Annotated in this window: 17 protein-coding genes; 1 reads left to right on the plus strand and 16 read right to left on the minus strand. The window is 68.7% G+C overall.

Annotation, left to right across the window (positions count from 1 at the left end; genetic code table 11):
* Nucleotides 1-4 precede the first annotated feature (4 nt).
* The 12 genes from BKE09_RS01045 to hisS form a co-directional block, all read right to left on the minus strand.
* The gene (locus BKE09_RS01045; RefSeq protein WP_075674605.1) at nt 5-1,594 is read right to left on the minus strand and encodes a calcineurin-like phosphoesterase family protein; all 1,590 of its coding nucleotides are present in this window, start codon (nt 1,592-1,594) and stop codon (nt 5-7) included.
* A gap of 98 nt (nt 1,595-1,692) precedes the next feature.
* Nucleotides 1,693-2,313 (minus strand): bifunctional phosphoribosyl-AMP cyclohydrolase/phosphoribosyl-ATP diphosphatase HisIE, encoded by a 621-nt coding sequence (gene hisIE, locus BKE09_RS01050; protein WP_075674606.1) that lies wholly within the window; start codon nt 2,311-2,313, stop codon nt 1,693-1,695.
* Nucleotides 2,303-3,079, minus strand: coding sequence for an imidazole glycerol phosphate synthase subunit HisF (hisF, locus tag BKE09_RS01055; protein WP_005409431.1), 777 nt, complete (start codon nt 3,077-3,079; stop codon nt 2,303-2,305). Before hisF ends, hisIE begins: the two co-directional genes overlap by 11 nt.
* Nucleotides 3,073-3,807 carry a 1-(5-phosphoribosyl)-5-[(5-phosphoribosylamino)methylideneamino]imidazole-4-carboxamide isomerase gene (gene hisA, locus BKE09_RS01060; protein WP_075674607.1) on the minus strand — a complete coding sequence of 245 codons (735 nt, stop codon included), beginning with the start codon at nt 3,805-3,807 and terminating at the stop codon, nt 3,073-3,075. Before hisA ends, hisF begins: the two co-directional genes overlap by 7 nt.
* A complete protein-coding gene (gene hisH, locus BKE09_RS01065) occupies nt 3,804-4,406 on the minus strand; it encodes an imidazole glycerol phosphate synthase subunit HisH (RefSeq protein ID WP_075674608.1) in 603 nt (200 codons plus the stop codon). The genes hisA and hisH overlap by 4 nt, the downstream gene beginning before the upstream one ends.
* Entirely contained in the window at nt 4,403-5,476 is a 1,074-nt protein-coding gene (gene hisB / locus BKE09_RS01070; protein ID WP_075674609.1) for a bifunctional histidinol-phosphatase/imidazoleglycerol-phosphate dehydratase HisB, read from the minus strand. Before hisB ends, hisH begins: the two co-directional genes overlap by 4 nt.
* The gene (hisC, locus tag BKE09_RS01075; RefSeq protein WP_075674610.1) at nt 5,473-6,567 is read right to left on the minus strand and encodes a histidinol-phosphate transaminase; all 1,095 of its coding nucleotides are present in this window, start codon (nt 6,565-6,567) and stop codon (nt 5,473-5,475) included. Before hisC ends, hisB begins: the two co-directional genes overlap by 4 nt.
* Nucleotides 6,564-7,859: a histidinol dehydrogenase gene (gene hisD / locus BKE09_RS01080; protein ID WP_075674611.1), complete on the minus strand. Its 1,296-nt coding sequence runs from the start codon at nt 7,857-7,859 to the stop codon at nt 6,564-6,566. The genes hisC and hisD overlap by 4 nt, the downstream gene beginning before the upstream one ends.
* Nucleotides 7,856-8,767 (minus strand): ATP phosphoribosyltransferase, encoded by a 912-nt coding sequence (gene hisG / locus BKE09_RS01085; protein WP_075674612.1) that lies wholly within the window; start codon nt 8,765-8,767, stop codon nt 7,856-7,858. The genes hisD and hisG overlap by 4 nt, the downstream gene beginning before the upstream one ends.
* 34 nt (nt 8,768-8,801) lie before the next feature.
* Nucleotides 8,802-9,110: a YerC/YecD family TrpR-related protein gene (locus tag BKE09_RS01090; protein ID WP_088025802.1), complete on the minus strand. Its 309-nt coding sequence runs from the start codon at nt 9,108-9,110 to the stop codon at nt 8,802-8,804.
* A 411-nt stretch (nt 9,111-9,521) separates the two neighbouring features.
* Nucleotides 9,522-9,818, minus strand: a complete 297-nt coding sequence (locus BKE09_RS01095) for a hypothetical protein (RefSeq protein WP_075674613.1) — start codon at nt 9,816-9,818, stop codon at nt 9,522-9,524.
* Entirely contained in the window at nt 9,815-11,212 is a 1,398-nt protein-coding gene (gene hisS, locus BKE09_RS01100; protein ID WP_014037003.1) for a histidine--tRNA ligase, read from the minus strand. The genes BKE09_RS01095 and hisS overlap by 4 nt, the downstream gene beginning before the upstream one ends.
* Before the next feature lie 130 nt (nt 11,213-11,342).
* Here hisS and BKE09_RS01105 point away from each other — a divergent pair, with 130 nt between their 5' ends.
* The gene (locus BKE09_RS01105; protein ID WP_075674614.1) at nt 11,343-12,095 is read left to right on the plus strand and encodes a helix-turn-helix domain-containing protein; all 753 of its coding nucleotides are present in this window, start codon (nt 11,343-11,345) and stop codon (nt 12,093-12,095) included.
* A gap of 101 nt (nt 12,096-12,196) precedes the next feature.
* Here BKE09_RS01105 and thrC read toward each other — a convergent pair whose 3' ends face one another.
* From thrC to BKE09_RS23805, 4 genes are all read right to left on the minus strand, one after another.
* On the minus strand, nt 12,197-13,483 hold the full coding sequence (gene thrC, locus BKE09_RS01110; RefSeq protein ID WP_075674615.1) for a threonine synthase: 1,287 nt from the start codon (nt 13,481-13,483) through the stop codon (nt 12,197-12,199).
* Nucleotides 13,484-13,512: 29 nt separating this feature from the next.
* The gene (locus BKE09_RS01115; RefSeq protein WP_075674616.1) at nt 13,513-14,427 is read right to left on the minus strand and encodes a homoserine kinase; all 915 of its coding nucleotides are present in this window, start codon (nt 14,425-14,427) and stop codon (nt 13,513-13,515) included.
* On the minus strand, nt 14,424-16,928 hold the full coding sequence (gene thrA / locus BKE09_RS01120) for a bifunctional aspartate kinase/homoserine dehydrogenase I (RefSeq protein WP_075674617.1): 2,505 nt from the start codon (nt 16,926-16,928) through the stop codon (nt 14,424-14,426). The genes BKE09_RS01115 and thrA overlap by 4 nt, the downstream gene beginning before the upstream one ends.
* A gap of 84 nt (nt 16,929-17,012) precedes the next feature.
* Nucleotides 17,013-17,147: a hypothetical protein gene (locus BKE09_RS23805; RefSeq protein WP_276204714.1), complete on the minus strand. Its 135-nt coding sequence runs from the start codon at nt 17,145-17,147 to the stop codon at nt 17,013-17,015.
* Nucleotides 17,148-17,195: the final 48 nt, after the last annotated feature.

The raw sequence follows: 17,195 nt of genomic DNA on the forward strand, positions 1-17,195 counted from the left end.
GGGGTCAGGGCTGGGCAGTCTGCAGGCTGTAGCTGGTGGTGGCGGTGAACACTGCACCATCAGGCTGGGTGGAGCGTACTTCGACCTTGTGGCTGCCTGTTGCCAGGTCGGTCGGCAGCGCGCCCCGCCACAGGTGCGGCGACGCGGTGGCCTCCGGCGAACGGTCGTAGCCGCGCAGGCTGTTGGCCAGATCATCGGCCACGTTCTCCACCATCAGGCGCGGATCGGGCTGGCTGACCTGCTTCATCGGCTGCCAGGCGCCGCCATCGACGCGGTACTCGACTACGCTGGCGTCCTCACCCATGTAGACGTTGGCATAGACACCCCACGCCGGATAGGCCCCCTGCCGCAGTACCTTCGGCGCGTGCAGGCCGATCTGCTCGCTGGCCGGCTTGCCGGCCACGCGGTACTGCAGGCGATAGCTGCCGTTGCCGGCCACGTCGAGCAATGCATAGCCCTTCGGCGTGCCGTCGCTCATGGTGCTGTCCGGCACGCCAGCGGCGTTCTTGACGCCCGACCAGAACGCACCGCAGTTGGCACCGACGTTGTATTCGTGCAGCGGCTTGTCGCCGTTCCAACCCTCGGCCTTGCCGTGGTAGACGTGTTGCTGGGTGTGGCTGTGGCCGCTGAGCACCAGCACGTTGCGGAAGTCCTTCAGCAGATCGAACAGGCGCTGGCGATCGGCGTGGCGGAAAGTCTCGCGCCCCGGCGCGGCGTCGAACAGCGGGATGTGCATGCCCAGCACCAGCAGGCGGTCCTTGTGCAGGCCCTTCAAATAGCTGGCGAGGAAAGCGAACTGGTCTTCGCGCAGGCCACCAACGTACTTCGGCTTGGCCTTGGGGTCATACACCACGTCGTCCAGGAACACGAAACTGGCGCCACCCTCCTCCACCGCGTAGGTGTCCGGGCCGTAGATGTTGCGCCAGCTGTCCAGCGAATGCTCATCGCTGGCGGCATCGAAGTCGAGGTCGTGGTTGCCCGGCACGTGGAACCACGGCACGCCAAGCTGGGTAGTGACCTTGTTGATCTCCGGGTACAGGGCCAGGTCGTCGTTGACGATGTCGCCCAGGGTAGTGCCCATGCGCGCCTTGGTCTGGCCGACCAGCGGCGCCACGATCGACTGCTGGTAGTAGCCGATGTCCTTCAGGCTGGCGGTCTGCGAATCGGTGAACACCAGCATCTGGAAACCACGGCGGCTGTCATGGCGGTCCGCCTGCAGCGCGAAATCCCAGTTGCGGGTGATATCGCTGGTGGCGGCGATGCCACCGTACTTCAGCGCCGGCGAGCCGTTCGGGCGGTAGTGGCGCCAGAACGACGGAAGGCCGTCGGTCGCCTTCGGGAAGGCGTAGGCATCGGGCTTGATCACGAACACGGTCTGGCCGTCGCGCACCGGCAGACTGTAGCTGCCGTCGGCGGCGGTCTTGACGATGGTCTCGCCGTTGGAAACCTGCACCCCGGCCAGCCCCGGATCGGTCGCGCCGCGACCCGGCCTGCCGTCGCGCTCCAGATAGACCTTGCCGCTGACCACGGTGTCCGCGGCCCAGGCCGGCGAGGTCAGCAACAGGCAGCACAGCCAGGCGGCAGGCAGTTTCATGGGCGGTCCGGGAAAGAAGAAGACCCCCTATTGTAGAGCCGAGCCATGCTCGGCTGCATTGCAGAGGTGGGTGCGGACCGTTGGTCCGCACGCCTTCCTCAACGATGACGCTTTTCCAGCACCGCCCGCGCATCATCCAGCGACAGCCCGCGCGCGCGCAGCAGCACCAGCAGGTGGTACAGCAGGTCCGAAGCCTCGCCGAGCAGCGCCTCATCATCCTGCGCCACGGCGGCCAATGCGGTCTCCACGCCCTCCTCGCCCACCTTCTGCGCGATGCGGCGGATGCCGCCCTCGAACAGGCTGGTGGTGTAGCTGCCCGGCGGGCGCTGCGCCTCGCGCATCGCCACCAGCTGGCCCAGCCCGCCCAGGAAGTCCTTCGGCGCCTGGTCGAAACAGCTCTCGGCCCCGGTGTGGCAGGTTGGCCCTGCCGGGCGTGCCATCACCAGCAGCGTATCGGCATCGCAGTCGACACGGATCGACTGCACCACCAGCACGTTGCCGGACTGCTCGCCCTTGGTCCACAACCGCTGCTTGCTGCGGCTGAAGAAGGTCATGTGGCCGATGGCCAGCGTGGCGGCCAGCGATTCGGCGCTGACATAGCCCAGCATCAGCACCTGCAGGGTGTCGGCATCCTGCACCACCGCCGGCAGCAGGCCGTCGCCCTTGCCCCAGTCCAGCGCCTGCAGCGCATCCAGCGACGGCCTCACTTCAATAGACATCCCGCACCTCGATCTGCTGTCCGCGCAGGTAGCGCTTCAATTCCGGAATGGCGATCGCGCCGCTGTGGAACACGCTGGCCGCCAACGCGCCGTCGACGTCGGCCTGGTCGAAGGCCTCGGCGAAGTGTTCCATTGCACCGGCACCGCCCGAGGCGATCAGCGGCACCTGGCACAGGGCCCGCGCCTGCTGCAGCTGCACGACATCGTAGCCACGGCGCACGCCGTCGCTGTCCATGCAGTTCAGCACGATCTCGCCAGCGCCACGCCGTTGTGCTTCGACGATCCAGTCCAGGGTCCGCAGCGGTACCGCCTGGGTCTTGTCCGGGTCGCCACTGAAACGGCGCACGCGCCACTGCCCATCGGCCTCGCGCACCGAATCGACACCGACCACCACGCACTGCACGCCGAACTCATCTGCCAGCTCGGTGATCAGCTCCGGGCGGCCCAGCGCGGGCGAGTTGATCGACACCTTGTCGGCACCGGCGAACAGCACGCGGCGCGCGGTTTCCACGCTGTCGATGCCACCTGCCACGCAGAACGGAATATCGATCAGGCGTGCGATGCGCTCGATCCAGGCCACGTCCACCGAACGTGCCTCAGGGCTGGCGCCGATGTCATAGAACACCAGCTCGTCGGCACCCTGGTCGCGGTAGCGCTGCGCCAGCTCCGCGATGTCGCCCATATCGACGTGATCGCGGAAGCGCACGCCCTTGACCACGCGGCCATCGCGCACGTCCAGGCACGGAATGATGCGGCGGCTCAACATGCCAGCGCCTCGCTCAAGTCCATGCGCTGCTCCAGCAGGGCCTTGCCGAGGATGGCACCGCCGCAGCCGGCAGCACGCGCCTCGGCCACATCAGCCACGTCACGGATGCCACCGGAGGCCTGCACCGCCACGCCCGGCAGCAGCGCCGACAGGTGCTGGTAGAGGCTGATGTTCGGCCCGGCCAGCATGCCGTCGCGAGCGATGTCGGTGCACAACAGGTGGCGCATGCCGGCACGCGCATAACGCTGGGCCAGGTCATCCAGGGTCACGCCGGCATTCTCGGTCCAGCCGTGCACCGGCAGCTGCCATTGGCCCCGGGCATCCTGGCGGGCATCCAGCGCGATCGTGATGCGCTCGGCGCCGAACTCTTCCAGCCAGCCGACCACTTCGTCAGGGCGGCGTACTGCCAGCGAACCCACCACCACGCGGCCGGCGCCGGCATCGAGAATGCGCGCCACGTCGTCGCGGCCACGCACGCCACCGCCGGTCTGCACCTGCAGCGGGGACTGCGCACGAATGGATGCCAACAGCGGCGCCAGCGTGTAGCCACCGGCACGTGCGGCATCCAGGTCGACCAGATGCATCCACTGCGCACCCTGCGCGGCGAAGGCCTGTGCGCGCGGCAGCGGATCGTCGCCATACGAGGTTTCCTGCGCGTAGTCGCCCTGGCGCAGCCGCACCACGCGGCCGTCGCGGATATCCAGCGCGGGATAGACCATGAAACTCATGCAGCAGTGCCCTCGAGGAAGTTGCGCAGCATCAGCGAGCCGGTCTCGCCGGAGCGCTCGGGATGGAACTGTGCGCCGTAGTAGCGCCCCTGCTCCACCACGGCGGTGAACAGGCCACCGTGGTCGCAGGCAGCGACGGTGTGGGTATTGAGCGGCGCCGCATAGCTGTGCACGAAGTAGGCGCTGGCGCGCTCCGGCACGCCGCGCAGCAGCAGCGATTCGCGCAGCGGGAGCAGGCGGTTCCAGCCCATGTGCGGCACGCGGATGCCACAGGCCGGCACCAGCTTGCGCACGACGCCGGGAATCAAGCCCAGTGTCTCGACGCCGGCCTCCTCGGAGCGCTCGAACAGCAGCTGCATGCCCAGGCAGATGCCCATCAGCGGCACTTGCAGTCGTTGCAGCGGCTCCACCAGGCCCTGCGCGTGCAGGCGCTGCATGCCGGGACCGGCGGCGCCGACGCCAGGCAGGATCACCCGCTGCGCACCGACCAGACCGTCCGCTTCGCGCACCAGCCGCACCGTCGCACCCAGGCGCTCCAATGCGTAGCGCACCGAGCCCAGGTTGGCACCACCGGCATCGATCAGCGCGACGTCACTCACAACGCCCCCTTGGTACTCGGCAGTGCCGTGCCCTGCCGGGCCAATGCCGGGCGCAGCGCGCGTGCCAGAGCCTTGAAGCAGGCCTCGACCTTGTGGTGATCGTTGTCGCCCCGTACCTGCAGGTTGAGGTTCAAACCGCTGGCATCGCACAGCGAACGGAAGAAGTGCGGCACCAGCTCGGTCGGCATGTCACCCACGCGCTCGCGCTTGAACTCGCCCTCGAAGACGAAATAGGGGCGGCCGCTGAAGTCCAGCGCAGCGCTGGCCAGGGTCTCATCCATCGGCAGGGTGAAGCCGTAGCGGCCGATGCCGCGCTTGTCGCCCAGCGCCTCGCGCAGGGCCTGACCCAGCGCCAGCCCGGTGTCCTCGATGGTGTGGTGCTCGTCGATGTGCAGGTCGCCCTCGGCCTGGATGTCCAGCGCGAAGCCACCGTGCTTGCCGATCTGCTCCAGCATGTGGTCGAAGAACGGAAGGCCGGTGGAGATGCGTGCATCGCCCGCGCGATCCAGGTCCAGTTTGACGCGGATCTTCGTTTCCTTGGTGTTGCGCTGGACCACGGCAGTACGCGGCGCATCGGCCAGCGCATGGGCGATGCCCGGCCAGTCCCACTCGCCACCGAACTGTTCGGTGCGCAGCTGGAAGCCACGGATGTTGAGGTTGTCGGCGAACTGCAGGTCGGTGATGCGGTCGCCGACCATGCCCGAGCGCGCCCAGTCGATGCTGCGGTCCTGCAGGTAGGCAGTCATCAGGCCGATGCCCGGCTTGCGGGTGGGCGCGTTGTCCTGCGGCCAGCTGCAGTCGATCAGCACGTCACGGAAGGTGATGCCCTGGCTCTCGAAGATCTGCAGCATCAGGTCGTTGGGGCCATCGAAGCTGGCGCGCGGGTAGCTGTCGCTGCCGAGGCCATCCTGGTTGCTGACGATCACGAACTGGTAGCCGGCATCACGCAGCTTCAGCAGCGCCGGGATCACCTGCGGCACGAAGCGCAGCTTCTCGTAGGCGTCGATCTGGAAATCGGACGGCTCCTCGATGAGGGTGCCGTCGCGGTCGATGAACAGGATCGGGGTCATGCTGCGGCCCTCCGCGCCGACAGGGCCGCAAGCACGCGGTCATTCTCTTCGGGGCTGCCGATGCTGATTCGCAGCGCATCACCCAGCTGCGGCGCGGCGCGCTGGTCGCGCACCACCACGCCCGCAGCCAGCAGCGTATCGAACGCGGCCTGGGCATCGGCGAAGCGGACCAGCAGGTAGTTGCCGGACGAGCGGTACACGCGACGAACGCCAGGCAGGCCCGGCAGTGCCGCGAACAGGCGTTCGCGCTCGGCGATGACCGTGGCCACGCGCTCGGTGGTGCGTGCCAACGCGGCCGGCTGCAGTGCCTGCACAGCCAGTTCCGCGCACGGCGTCGGCACCGGGTACGGCGCCTGGCAGCGACGCAGCACGGCAATCAGCTCCGGGGCAGCGATCAGGGTGCCAACGCGGGCGGCCGCGAGCGCGTGCGCCTTCGACAGCGTGCGCAGCACCGCCAGGTTGGCGTGCGCGGCCAGCAGCGTGGTCGCCGACGGGCGCTGCGCGTACTCGACATAGGCCTCGTCCACCACCACCAGCGCTTGCCCGCGCAACGCAACCGCCACGCGTTCGATCTCGCCGAGGGCGATGTCACTGCCAGCCGGGTTTGACGGTGCGCACAGGAACACCAGCGTGACATTGCGTGCCTTGGCGGTGTCGATCACCGCATCCAGATCGGCGCGCAGGCCATCTTCGCTGTCCACCAGGGGCACCTCAATCAGTGCAGCCCCCTGCAGGCGCGCGCAGACCGCGTACATGCCGAACACCGGCGGCGTGACCAGCACGCCATCGCGACCCGGCACGCACAGCGCGCGCACCAGCAGATCGATGGCTTCGTCGCTGCCACGACCGATCAGCAGCTGCGACGGCGTCACGCCGTATAGCGCCGCCAGGCCCTCACGCAACGCCAACGGCTGCGGTTCCGGATAGCGCCGGCTGTTGCCCGCCACGTCAGCCGGATTGGCCCAGGCCGACTCGTTGGCGTTCAGCCAGACCTCGCCCTGCACCGCCGCGCTGCGCGCCGAACTGTAGCCGGCGAAGGCCTGCAGGTCCGGGCGCACCAGTGCGAGCACCTCATCGATAGCCGCGTTCATGCCGCCGCCTCCATCCGCAGGGCCACTGCACGCTCGTGCGCATCCAGGCCTTCGGCGCTGGCGATGATGCGCGCGCAGCCGCCGATTGCCGCCAATCCTGCAGCGCTGGCGCTCTGCACGCTGATCAGGTTCTGGAAGCTGGCCACGCTGACACCGCTGTAGGCACGCGCGGCACCGGCGGTGGGCAGTACGTGGTTGGTGCCGCTGCAATAGTCACCCAGTGCCTCGGGCGTGTAGTCGCCGAGGAACACCGAGCCGGCTGCCTGCACCTCGCCCAGCCACGCGCGCGGATCGCGCAGGGCCAGGATCAGGTGCTCGGGCGCGTAACGGTTGCTGATCGCGAACGCCTCGGCCAGCGAATCGACCTGGATCAGGCGCGACGCCGACAGCGCCTGGCGCGCGATCTGCTGGCGCGGCAGCAGGGCCACCTGGCGCTCCACCTCGGCTTCGACCGCCGCCAGCATCACGGCATCGTCGGTCAGCAGCAGCACCTGCGAATCCGGACCATGCTCGGCCTGCGACAGCAGGTCGGCGGCAACGAATGCCGGATTGGCGCCGGCATCGGCGATCACCAGTACTTCGGAGGGACCAGCCGGCATGTCGATGGCGGCGGCGCCATCCTGTGCGACCTGCTGCTTGGCTTCGGTGACGAAGCTGTTGCCGGGCCCGAACAGCTTGTCGCAGGCCGGAATGCTGGCCGTGCCATAGGCCATCGCGGCGATCGCCTGCGCGCCGCCCAGCTTGAACACGCGCTGCACACCGGTCAGGCGCGCGGCCACCAACACTGCCGGATCGGCGCTGCCGTCGGCGCGCGGCGGCGTGCACAGCACCACCTGCGGGCAACCGGCCAACTGCGCCGGAACGCCCAGCATCAATGCGGTGGACGGCAGCGGCGCGCTGCCGGCCGGCACGTACAGACCCACCCGGCCGATCGGGCGCAGCATGCGTTCGCAGACCACGCCCGGCGCGGTTTCAACTGCATAGCCTTTGCCCATGCCGGCGGCGTGGAAGCGCGCGATGCGCTCGGCGGCGTCCACCATCGCCAGGCGCAGTTCGGCAGGCACGGCCGCTTCAGCAGCGGCGAATTCGGCTTCGGAAACCTCAAACGAGGCCAGCTCGACACCATCGAAGCGCGCGGTGATCGCACGCAGCGCATCATCGCCCTGTGCACGCACCTGCGCGATCAGGGCGGCCACGGCATCGCGGGTCTGCTGCGCCACGGTCTGCACCGGGCGGGTCAATGCCGCGCTGCGCGCAGCCTCATCAAGTCGGGACCAGATCAGACGGTTCATGCCAGCGACCGCTCCACGCTCAGTACCACCAGGCCCTGCGCACCCGCGCGCTCGAGTTCCTCCATGCGCTGCCAGCTCAGCGGCCCAGGGCACATGGTCTGCAGGCGCAGCGCGCCGCCATCGGCCGGCAAGCGCACCAGCGGCTCGGCATCGGCCAGCAGCTGCGCCAGCGCATCGACGCGATCTTCGCTGGCACGGAACATCAGCAGCTTGCGGTCCTGGCGCTGCACCACGCCGTCGAGGCGGCGCAGCAGCATCGCGCGCAGCGATGCACGTGCGTCATCCGGCACGCGCACCGCGCCGGCCAGCACCGCCTCGCTGTCGAGCAGGTTGTGCACCGGGGTCAGCTGATTGGCACGCAGGGTGGCGCCGCTGGACACCAGATCGCAGATCAGGTCGGCGGTGCCCAGGCGCGGGGCGATTTCCACCGAACCGGACAGTTCGACCACCTGTGCGTCCACGCCCTGCTCGGCCAGCCACTGCTTGAGGATGGCCGGGTAGCTGGTGGCGATGCGGGTGCCGGCCAGCTGCGCCGGACCCTGCCACTGCCATTCCTCGGGCACCGCCAGCATCAGCCGGCACTGGCCGAAGCCCAGCCCGCGCAGCGCCTGGTAGGCGTCAGGCAGGCCGATCTGACGGCGTGCCGCAGCCTGTTCGTCCAGCTCGTTGCGGCCGACGATGCCGAGGTCGCAGACGCCGTCGGCGATCAGGCCGGGGATGTCGTCGTCGCGCACCAGCAGCAGGTCCACCGGCAGCGATTCGCCGTAGCAGAACAGCTTGTCGCGGCTCTCGCGCCAGCTCAGGCCGCAGGCGCTGAGCAGGTTGCGGGCGGGTTCGGCCAGCCGGCCACTCTTCTGGATGGCGATACGCAGCCGGTCTCGTGCCGGCGCTGCCTGGGTTGCACTCATGGGGGAAGTCTCGAGGTTCGGAACGGGGCGCGGATCAGCGCGAAGCAAGGCGGTCGATGGCGGCGGCATAGCCTCGATGGCCATGCTCGAGCGTGCGTGCCACCCGTCCGGTGGTGGTCACGCTGACGCCCGTGCGCTCGTGGATCTCGCGGTACGGCACGCCCTGCTGCAGCAGCGGCACCACCTTCCAGCGGTCAGCCATGGCTTCCAGCTCGGCCGGGGTGCACAGGTCACGCAGGAAGGCCTCGACCTGTTCCGGCTCGCGCAGGGCGGCAAAGGCTTGGGCCAGGGCTTCCAGGTCGGCCTTCGGGTCTTTGGCGGCAATCTCGGGGCGGGCTTTCACGGGGTCGTATCCATGCATCAATGTAATAGCGCGTTAGTACATTAGCGCATTCTTGCGCAGTGCGTCAAATCGAGGATTGAGGGGGCGGCAGGGCTGCTGACCTGCACCCGCCAAGAGCCAGAGCAAAAGCAAATGCTGATTTCCTGAGCGTTGGCGGGGAGGGTCCGGTGGCAGGGGACGCCGTAAACCCATCCGTGGGGGCTTGGTCGCGGCATCCATGCCGCTCACACCCCTGCCACCGAACCCTCCCCGCCTTCGACAGTTGGCCGCGATCTGCTGGATCTCGCTGGGAAAGTGATCGAGAACGGCTTTTGTAGAGTCGAGCCATGCTCGACTGCGCTTCGTCCGGAAACGCAAAAACGCCCACCAAAGGGCGGGCGTTCTGCTTTCAAATCAACGACCTGGCCCGTTTCAGGGCAGGCAACGCACCTCGGCCTGCAGCGCCCCGCGCCGCAGGCATTCGCCGAACAGGCTGCCCTGCCGGCTCGGCAGGGACTGGATGTTCTGCAACACCCCTCCGCCCGCCGGGCACTTCCGCAAAGCCAAGGCCTGCAGGTCAGCCTCAAGCTGCGCACGGTCGATCACGTGGCAGCGGTCAACCTGCAGCCGGTACCGTGCCGGGCCCATCCGGGCACTGCGCAGCACCGGGTCACTCTGGCAGCCCGCCAGCAGGAGCACGCCAAGCACCCCTGCGGCGGCCGGCTTCACACCATCGCCTTGGACTGCTCCAGCTCCACCAGCAGGGTGCTGGCCAGCTCGTCGCGCGACACTTCGAACTGCTGCTCGCGCAGCAGATCCTTCACCGCCACCACGCCGCGCGCCAGCTCGTCTTCACCGGCCAGCACCACGAAGCGGATGCCAGCCTTGGCCGCGTACTGGAACTGCTTGCCGATCTTCTTCGGCTCCATCTGCACTTCGGTGTTGATGCCACCGGCGCGCAGGCGGCGCGCGATGTCCAGCGACTGCGGCATGCCCTGCTCGTCCATCAGCGCCACCAGCGCCTGCACGCTGCTGGCTTCGATCCCGTCGATCAGGCCGGCTTCGCGCAGCTGCCAGAACAGGCGCGACAGGCCGATGGAGATACCCACACCCGGCAGCTTCGACTTGCTGTAGTGGCTGGCCAGGTCTTCGTAACGGCCGCCCGAGCAGATCGAGCCGATCTGCGGGTGGTCGGTCAGCGTGGTCTCGTAGACGGTGCCGGTGTAGTAGTCCAGGCCGCGGGCAATGGAGAAGTTCAGGCAGTACGCGGTTTCCGGCACACCCAGCGCCTGCACCAGCTGCAGCACTTCGCGCAGTTCGGCGACACCGGTACGCAGGATCTCCGAAGAACCGGCGTCGGCTTCCAGCGTGGCCAGCTGCGCCAGCGCATCGGCATGGCCCTGCGAACGCACGGCGACGAACGCCAGGATCTTCTCGACCTGTTCTGCCGGGATGTTGAAGCCCTCGCCCACCAGCGTCTCGCGCACATAATCGGCGCCGCGCTTGTCCAGCTTGTCCACTTCGCGCAGCACCGCCAGCTGGCGCTCGCCTTCGGCCACGCCCAGGCTCTCGAAGAAGCCGCGCATCAGCTTGCGGTTGTTCAGCTGGATGCTGAAGTCACCGATGCGCAGTTCCGAGAACACCGCATGGATGACCGCCAGCACTTCGGCGTCGTAACGCACGCTCAGGCTGTCCTTGCCGATCACGTCGATGTCGCACTGGTAGAACTCGCGGAAACGGCCGCGCTGGGCACGCTCGCCACGGTAGACGCGCTGCATCTGGTAACGGCGGAACGGGAAGGTCAGTTCGTGTTCGTGCTCGGCCACGTAGCGTGCCAGCGGCACGGTCAGGTCAAAGCGCAGCGCCATTTCCGGCAGCGAACGGTCGCCCGATTCGGCCGCGTTCGCCAGCGCGCCGGTGGACTGCACGAAGTACACCTGGCGCTCGGTCTCGCCGCCGGACTTGGTCAGCAGCACGTCGGACAGCTCGAACACCGGCGTCTCCACCGGCAGGAACCCGAAGCGCTCGTAGTTGCGGCGGATGACGTCCAGCATGCGCTGGAACGCAATCTGCTCGCGCGGCAGCAGTTCAAGGGTGCCGGGCGGGGTACGGGGCTTGATCACGGGCGGAACTCCTGCTGGAACGGGACGTGGGAGGGGGCGACATTCTAGCGCCCCCGCCTCGGGCAGGGTCGAACGGCCGCTTGAAGTATCATAAGGCCCTCCCCGCCCGCGATACGCCCCCCCCCGCAACATGTCACGGCCTTCCGGCGCTCCGCCCGCCACCAACGATCCCGCCTCGCCGTCCTGCACCACGCTGGACTGCCTGCACTGCTCGGTTCGCCACCTTGCGGTGTGCTCGGCGCTGTCGCCCGATGAAGTGCAGGCGCTGGAACAGGTCACCGTCTCGCAGCAGGTCGGCATGGGCAGCACGCTGGCCCGCACCGGCGAAGAGCGCGACCATGTCTATACATTGACTGCCGGCGCACTGCGCCTGGTGCGCACCCTGGCTGACGGCCGCCGCCAGATCAACGGCTTCGTGCTGCCCGGCGACTACCTGGGCCTGAGCGGCAGCGACCACCACCGCTACGACATCGAGGCCATCGCCGACAGCCGTGTATGCCGCGTCGCGCTGCCACAGATGAAGGCCCTGCGCAGTCGTTTCCCGCACCTGGAGCGCAAGCTGCTGCAGCGCGCCTGCCAGGAACTGGATGCCGCGCAGGACGCCGCGCTGGCGCTGGCACGCCTGCAGCCGGCCGAGAAGCTGGCTGATTTCCTGCTGCGCCTGGCCGCACGCGAGGCCAAGCTGGGCGGCGACGGCCTGCGCGTATCGCTGCCGATGGGCCGCGGCGATATCGCCGACCATCTGGGCCTGACCATGGAAACGGTCAGCCGCACCTTCACCAAGCTGCGCCAGCAAGGGCTGATCGCCCTGCCCCACCTGAACGTGGTGGAGATCCTCGACGAGGATGGGCTGCGCACGCTGGCCGGTGAAGGGTTGATCTGACCGCATCGCGGTCCGTGGGGTTGCCGGCCAGCGGCCGGCACTACCCGAATGCATTTCCCTGGTAGTGCCGGCCGCTGGCCGGCAACCGCGTCCCTCTCCGATCAGCGCAGCAGTACCTCACGCAGCGCCGCATAGTCAGCCGCCATCGGTTCGGCGTGCGCCGGCCGCTGCAGCAACGCATCCAGCGCAGGCGGCACCGCCACCGCTTCGCCGATCAGCGGCTCGACCACGGCCTCGAACTTGGCCGGATGCGCCGTGGCCACCACTGCCCAGTCGCCCTTGGCACCGCGCGCACGCAGGTCCTGCAGCACCTTCATCGCCGTCGCCGTATGCGGGCAGAACAGCTCGTCGCGGCTGGCATGCGCTGCCGCAATCGTCGCGCGGATGGTCACGTCATCCACCGCGAACGCACGGAACGCAGCACGCAGTTCCGCGTCGTCGCCGTGGTAGAGCCAGCGCAGTCGCTCGAAGTTGCTCGGCGCACCCACGTCCATTGCATTGGCCACCGTCGCCACACTGGCCTGCGGCTGGTAGTCGCCACCATTGAAGTACGCCGGCAGCACCGCATTGGCATTGGTGGCCAGCACGATCTGACCGATCGGCACACCCAGCGCGCGCGCCAGCACCGCTGCCATCGCATTGCCCAGGTTGCCGGTCGGCACCACCAGATTGAGCCGGCGACGATGCGCGGCGTAGTGGGTCAACGCTGCATGCGCGTAGTAGCTCATCTGCGGCAGCAGTCGGCCCAGGCTGATGCTGTTGGCCGAGCTCAACGGCACCTGCGCCTGCAGTTCGCGGTCAGCCAGCGCCTGCTTGACCATCGCCTGGCAATCGTCGAATGCGCCCGCCACACGCAGAGCCTGGATGTTGTCGCCGAAACAACCGAGCTGATGCGCTTGGCGCGGAGATACGCGGCCATCCGGATACAGCACCACCACGCGCACGCCCGGCTGGCGATGGAAGGCCGCCGCAACGGCGGCACCGGTATCGCCGGACGTGGCGACGACGATCGTCAGATCGCGGTCCTTGCCGGCCTGCAGCCGCGACAGCGTACCGGCCAGGAAGCGCGCGCCGATATCCTTGAACGCTGCGGTCGGCCCATGGAACAGCTCCAGCACGTGGTCACCGTCGCCGAGCGCACGCAGCGGCACCGGGAAGTCGAACGCTTCGCGGCAGATCGCCGGAAGCGCGGTCTCAAGTGCGTCGCCAGCAAAGAACGGTGCCAGCAGATCGGCGGCAGTATCGGCCAGGGTCGGCCCGGCCTGCAGTTCGCGGGCGGCCGGCAGAAGCGCGGGGACATACAGCCCGCCATCGGGTGCCAATCCGGCGGCGATTGCCGCGCTGAGGCCAACGGCTGGAGACTGGCCGCGGGTCGAAACAAATTGCATGGGTTCGGTATCCAGTAATGGGGAAGGATTCAGCACAGCCGGGCTCCCGGTGCATCCAGCGGCGATACCCAGGCGTCACTGTCGAAGCCGGCCGCAGCGAACGCTGCCTGCACCGGCGCCGCAGCGGCACGCGCCTGGTCGGCATCCTCGAACCAGGCGAACACGCTGGGTCCGGCACCTGAGATGCCCGCGCCCATTGCATGGGACGACAGCGCCGCATCACGGGCGGCTTCGAAGCCGGAAATCAATCCGGCCCGTCGCGGTTCGACCAGCACATCGCGCAGGCCCGCGCGTACCAGCGCCGCGTCACTGCGATGGCAGCCACTGAGCACCAGCGCGAGGTTCGCGCTCTGTGCCACGAACTCGCCCAGCGCATAGCTGCCCTGCAGGGCCTGGCGGGCACGGCGCGTTTCCAGCACCGCGTGCGGATGCACCAGCAGGCTGTGCCAGCTGGCAGGCACCGGGATCGGCAACAGGCGATCGGCCGTACACAACGCCAGGCCACCCAACAGCAGCGGGCCGACGTTGTCACCGTGGCGGCCGCCACTGGCCACCGCCTCGCCGTCCAGCGCATACGGGTACAGCGCCTCCCGCGGCAGCGGGACCTGCAGCAGCGCATTGGCGGCGACCAGCGCCGCGACACTCGACGCGGCCGATCCGCCCATGCCGGAACCGAACGGAATGCCCTTGTCGATCTCGACCGCGAAACCGAAATCCAGGCCCAGGCCTTCGCGCAGCGACATCAGCGCAGCCCCCGCGGTGTTGCCGGCGGCGTCCAGCGGCAGCGCGACGGCACTGCCACGGATCGCATCGATCCGCACCACCGGCTCATCGATGCGGCGCACGCTCACGGTATCGCCGATACCGGCAATGGCATGGCCGAGAATGTCGAAGCCCACTGCCACGTTGGCCACCGAGGCGGGCGCGAACGCACGTGCGATCACAGCCGCGCCCCTTCACCGGCGGCGACCCGCAGCAGGTCCGCGAACACACCCGCTGCCGTCACTTCCGGACCCGCACCCGGCCCCTGCACCACCAACGGGTTGTCGCAGTAGCGACGGGTGCGGAACTGCACCACGTTGTCGGTCAGCCGCAGGTTGGCGAAGGCATGATCGGCCGGCAGTTCCTGCAGGCCGACCGAGGCGCCATCGGCACCCAGCTGTGCCACATAGCGCAGCACCGCCCCCCGCGCCCGCGCGTCCTGCAGGCGTTGCAGCAGGCTGGCGTCGGACTCACCCAGCCGCGCCATGAAGTCATCCACGCCGCCCTCGCGCAGCAGCGCCGGCACCAGGCTTTCCACGTCCACCTGCTCAAGGCTGAGCACGTGGCCGGCTTCGCGGGCCAGGATCACCAGCTTGCGCGCCACGTCCACGCCCGAAAGATCATCGCGCGGGTCCGGCTCGGTGTAGCCCATCGACCGCGCCTGCGCGACCAGCTGCGAGAACGGCTGGCTGCCATCGAAGCGGTTGAACAGCCAGGCCAGCGTGCCCGAGAAGATGCCTTCGATGGCCAGCACCTCGTCACCGGTGTCGACCAGGTCACGCAGCGTGGTGATCACCGGCAGGCCCGCGCCAACGGTGGCCTCGTAGCGGAAACGCGCACCACTGGCCGCCGCAGCCGCGCGGATGCGCTGGTAGCGTGGCAGCGGCCCGGCGCCGGCCTGTTTGTTCGGGGTGACCACGTGGATGCCGGCTGCCAGCCAACCCTCATAGCGCTCGGCCACCTCGGCACTGCCACTGCAGTCGATCACCACCGCATGCGGCAGGTGCGCGGCCAGCAGGTGCTCGGTGAAGCGATCCAGATCGCTGGACTCGCCCGCTTGCTGAAGGGCATCGCGCCAGTCGGCATGCAGCCCATCCGCATCCAGGCGCATGCGCGAACGCGAGGCCAGTGCGCGCAGGCGCAGGTCGACATTGGCCTTGGCCAGCAGCTGCGGGCGCGCAGCCAGCAGCTGGTCCAGCAGCGCGGCACCGACGTTGCCCGGCCCGATCACACCCACCGCGAAGGTCTGCGGCGACAGCCAGAACCCAGCATGTGCAGCGCGCAGCGCGCGGGTGGCATCGGCACTGTCCACCGCCACCGAGATGTTGCGTTCGGACGAACCCTGCGCGATCGCCAGGATATTCACCTGAGCACGCCCCAGTGCCTCGAACAGGCGCGCCGCCACACCCGGTTGACCGGCCATGCCGTCACCCACCGCCGCCAGTACGCTGACGCCCTCGCTGACCTGCACGCGCTGCACCTGGCCCACCGACAACTCATGCGCGAACGCATGCAGCAGCGCCTCGCGGCCGCGCGCAGCTTCGGCGGCGCGTACCACGCAGCAGATCGAATGCTCCGACGAACCCTGCGAGATCATCACCACCGACACCTGCGCCTGGCGCAGGGCGGCGAATACGCGCTCTGCAGTGCCCGGCACGCCGATCAGACCGGTGCCTTCCAGGTTCAACAGGGCCAAGCCGGGGCTCAGGGTCAGGCCCTTCACCGGCCCTCGCGGCGAGCGCTCGGCACTGATGCGCGTACCCGGATGCGCCGGCTGGAACGTATTGCGGATGAAGATCGGCAGGCCGAGGCGGATCGCCGGCGACATCGTCTGCGGGTGCACCACCTTGGCGCCGAAGTAGGCCAGTTCACAGGCCTCGTCGTAGCTGAGCGATTCGAGCTGCACGGCTTCGGGCACCAGCCGCGGGTCGGCTGACAGCACGCCGTCGACGTCGGTCCAGATGTGCAGTTCATCGGCGTTGAACAGCGCGGCGAAGATCGCACCGGAGTAGTCGCTGCCGTTGCGGCCAAGCGTGGTGATGCGGTCATCGCGATCACGCGCGACGAAACCGGTGGCGACCAGGCGCGTCTGCGGATGCTGCAGCCGCCACTTGGCGAGGCGGTCGGCGCTGGCTTCCCAGTCGACATCGACGCCCAGTTCGCCATGCCCGACCACCAGCACCTCGCGCGCATCGAGCACCGCACAGTCTTCGCCCAGGGCCCGCAGGTGGGTACCGAGCAGTTGCGCGGAGAACACTTCGCCCAGGCCCTGCACGCGGTCCAGCACCTCGCGCGGCAGCTCGCCGATCACCGCCAGCGCCGCCAATACTTCAGCCAGCTGATCGAAGCGGGCGTCGATCCACTCGACGGTCTCGCCCACCTGTTCGCCCAGCAACGCCACGGCGGCGCCGCGATGGCGCGCGCGCAGCGCATGCCAGGCCTCGCGCCAGCCTTCATCGCCCTTGGCCGCCAGCTGCGCCAGTTCGATCAACGCGTCGGTGACCCCCTTCATCGCGGAGACAACAGTGACCTGCAGCGATTCGGGGCGGGCCAGCAGCAGGCCGGCAACATGGCGATAGCGTTCGGCATCGGCCACCGAGGTGCCGCCGAACTTGTGCACGACAGTGGACGGCGCAGCCAGATCGGCCGGGGCAACGGGATGGGCGGGGGCGTGGGAAGACATGCAGACCTCGGTAGGAGGCCCCGTCGCATGCAGGTGTCGAGTTTCCCCGCCACCTGGATGGTGCGGGGCCGTGGTTTTCGGGAGTTACACGAAGATGACGGGCCGCACCAGGGCAGTGGTGACGGTGGTGGTGGTAATGGTGGTGGTGGCGACCGGCGCAGTCGAACGGCCCGCGGTGGCGGGGGCGATCAGGCTGGCGTGGGCGGCATCAAGAACCATGACGCACAGAAAACACCGTGCGCCGGGCCGCTGTCAAGTGCTGCGATG

Source organism: Stenotrophomonas sp. TD3, from assembly GCF_001939825.1.
Lineage (GTDB): Bacteria > Pseudomonadota > Gammaproteobacteria > Xanthomonadales > Xanthomonadaceae > Stenotrophomonas.

What these genes read in the sequence shown, in the direction of transcription:
- hisG (WP_075674612.1), bottom strand. Translation starts at nt 8,767, where the DNA reads ATGAGTGCAACCCAGGCAGCGCCGGCACGAGACCGGCTGCGTATCGCC.
- hisD (WP_075674611.1), bottom strand. Translation starts at nt 7,859, where the DNA reads ATGAACCGTCTGATCTGGTCCCGACTTGATGAGGCTGCGCGCAGCGCG.
- BKE09_RS23805 (WP_276204714.1), bottom strand. Translation starts at nt 17,147, where the DNA reads ATGGTTCTTGATGCCGCCCACGCCAGCCTGATCGCCCCCGCCACCGCG.
- thrA (WP_075674617.1), bottom strand. Translation starts at nt 16,928, where the DNA reads ATGTCTTCCCACGCCCCCGCCCATCCCGTTGCCCCGGCCGATCTGGCT.
- hisB (WP_075674609.1), bottom strand. Translation starts at nt 5,476, where the DNA reads ATGACCCCGATCCTGTTCATCGACCGCGACGGCACCCTCATCGAGGAG.
- hisF (WP_005409431.1), bottom strand. Translation starts at nt 3,079, where the DNA reads ATGTTGAGCCGCCGCATCATTCCGTGCCTGGACGTGCGCGATGGCCGC.
- hisIE (WP_075674606.1), bottom strand. Translation starts at nt 2,313, where the DNA reads ATGTCTATTGAAGTGAGGCCGTCGCTGGATGCGCTGCAGGCGCTGGAC.
- BKE09_RS01045 (WP_075674605.1), bottom strand. Translation starts at nt 1,594, where the DNA reads ATGAAACTGCCTGCCGCCTGGCTGTGCTGCCTGTTGCTGACCTCGCCG.
- thrC (WP_075674615.1), bottom strand. Translation starts at nt 13,483, where the DNA reads ATGCAATTTGTTTCGACCCGCGGCCAGTCTCCAGCCGTTGGCCTCAGC.
- BKE09_RS01105 (WP_075674614.1), top strand. Translation starts at nt 11,343, where the DNA reads ATGTCACGGCCTTCCGGCGCTCCGCCCGCCACCAACGATCCCGCCTCG.
- hisA (WP_075674607.1), bottom strand. Translation starts at nt 3,807, where the DNA reads ATGAGTTTCATGGTCTATCCCGCGCTGGATATCCGCGACGGCCGCGTG.
- hisC (WP_075674610.1), bottom strand. Translation starts at nt 6,567, where the DNA reads ATGAACGCGGCTATCGATGAGGTGCTCGCACTGGTGCGCCCGGACCTG.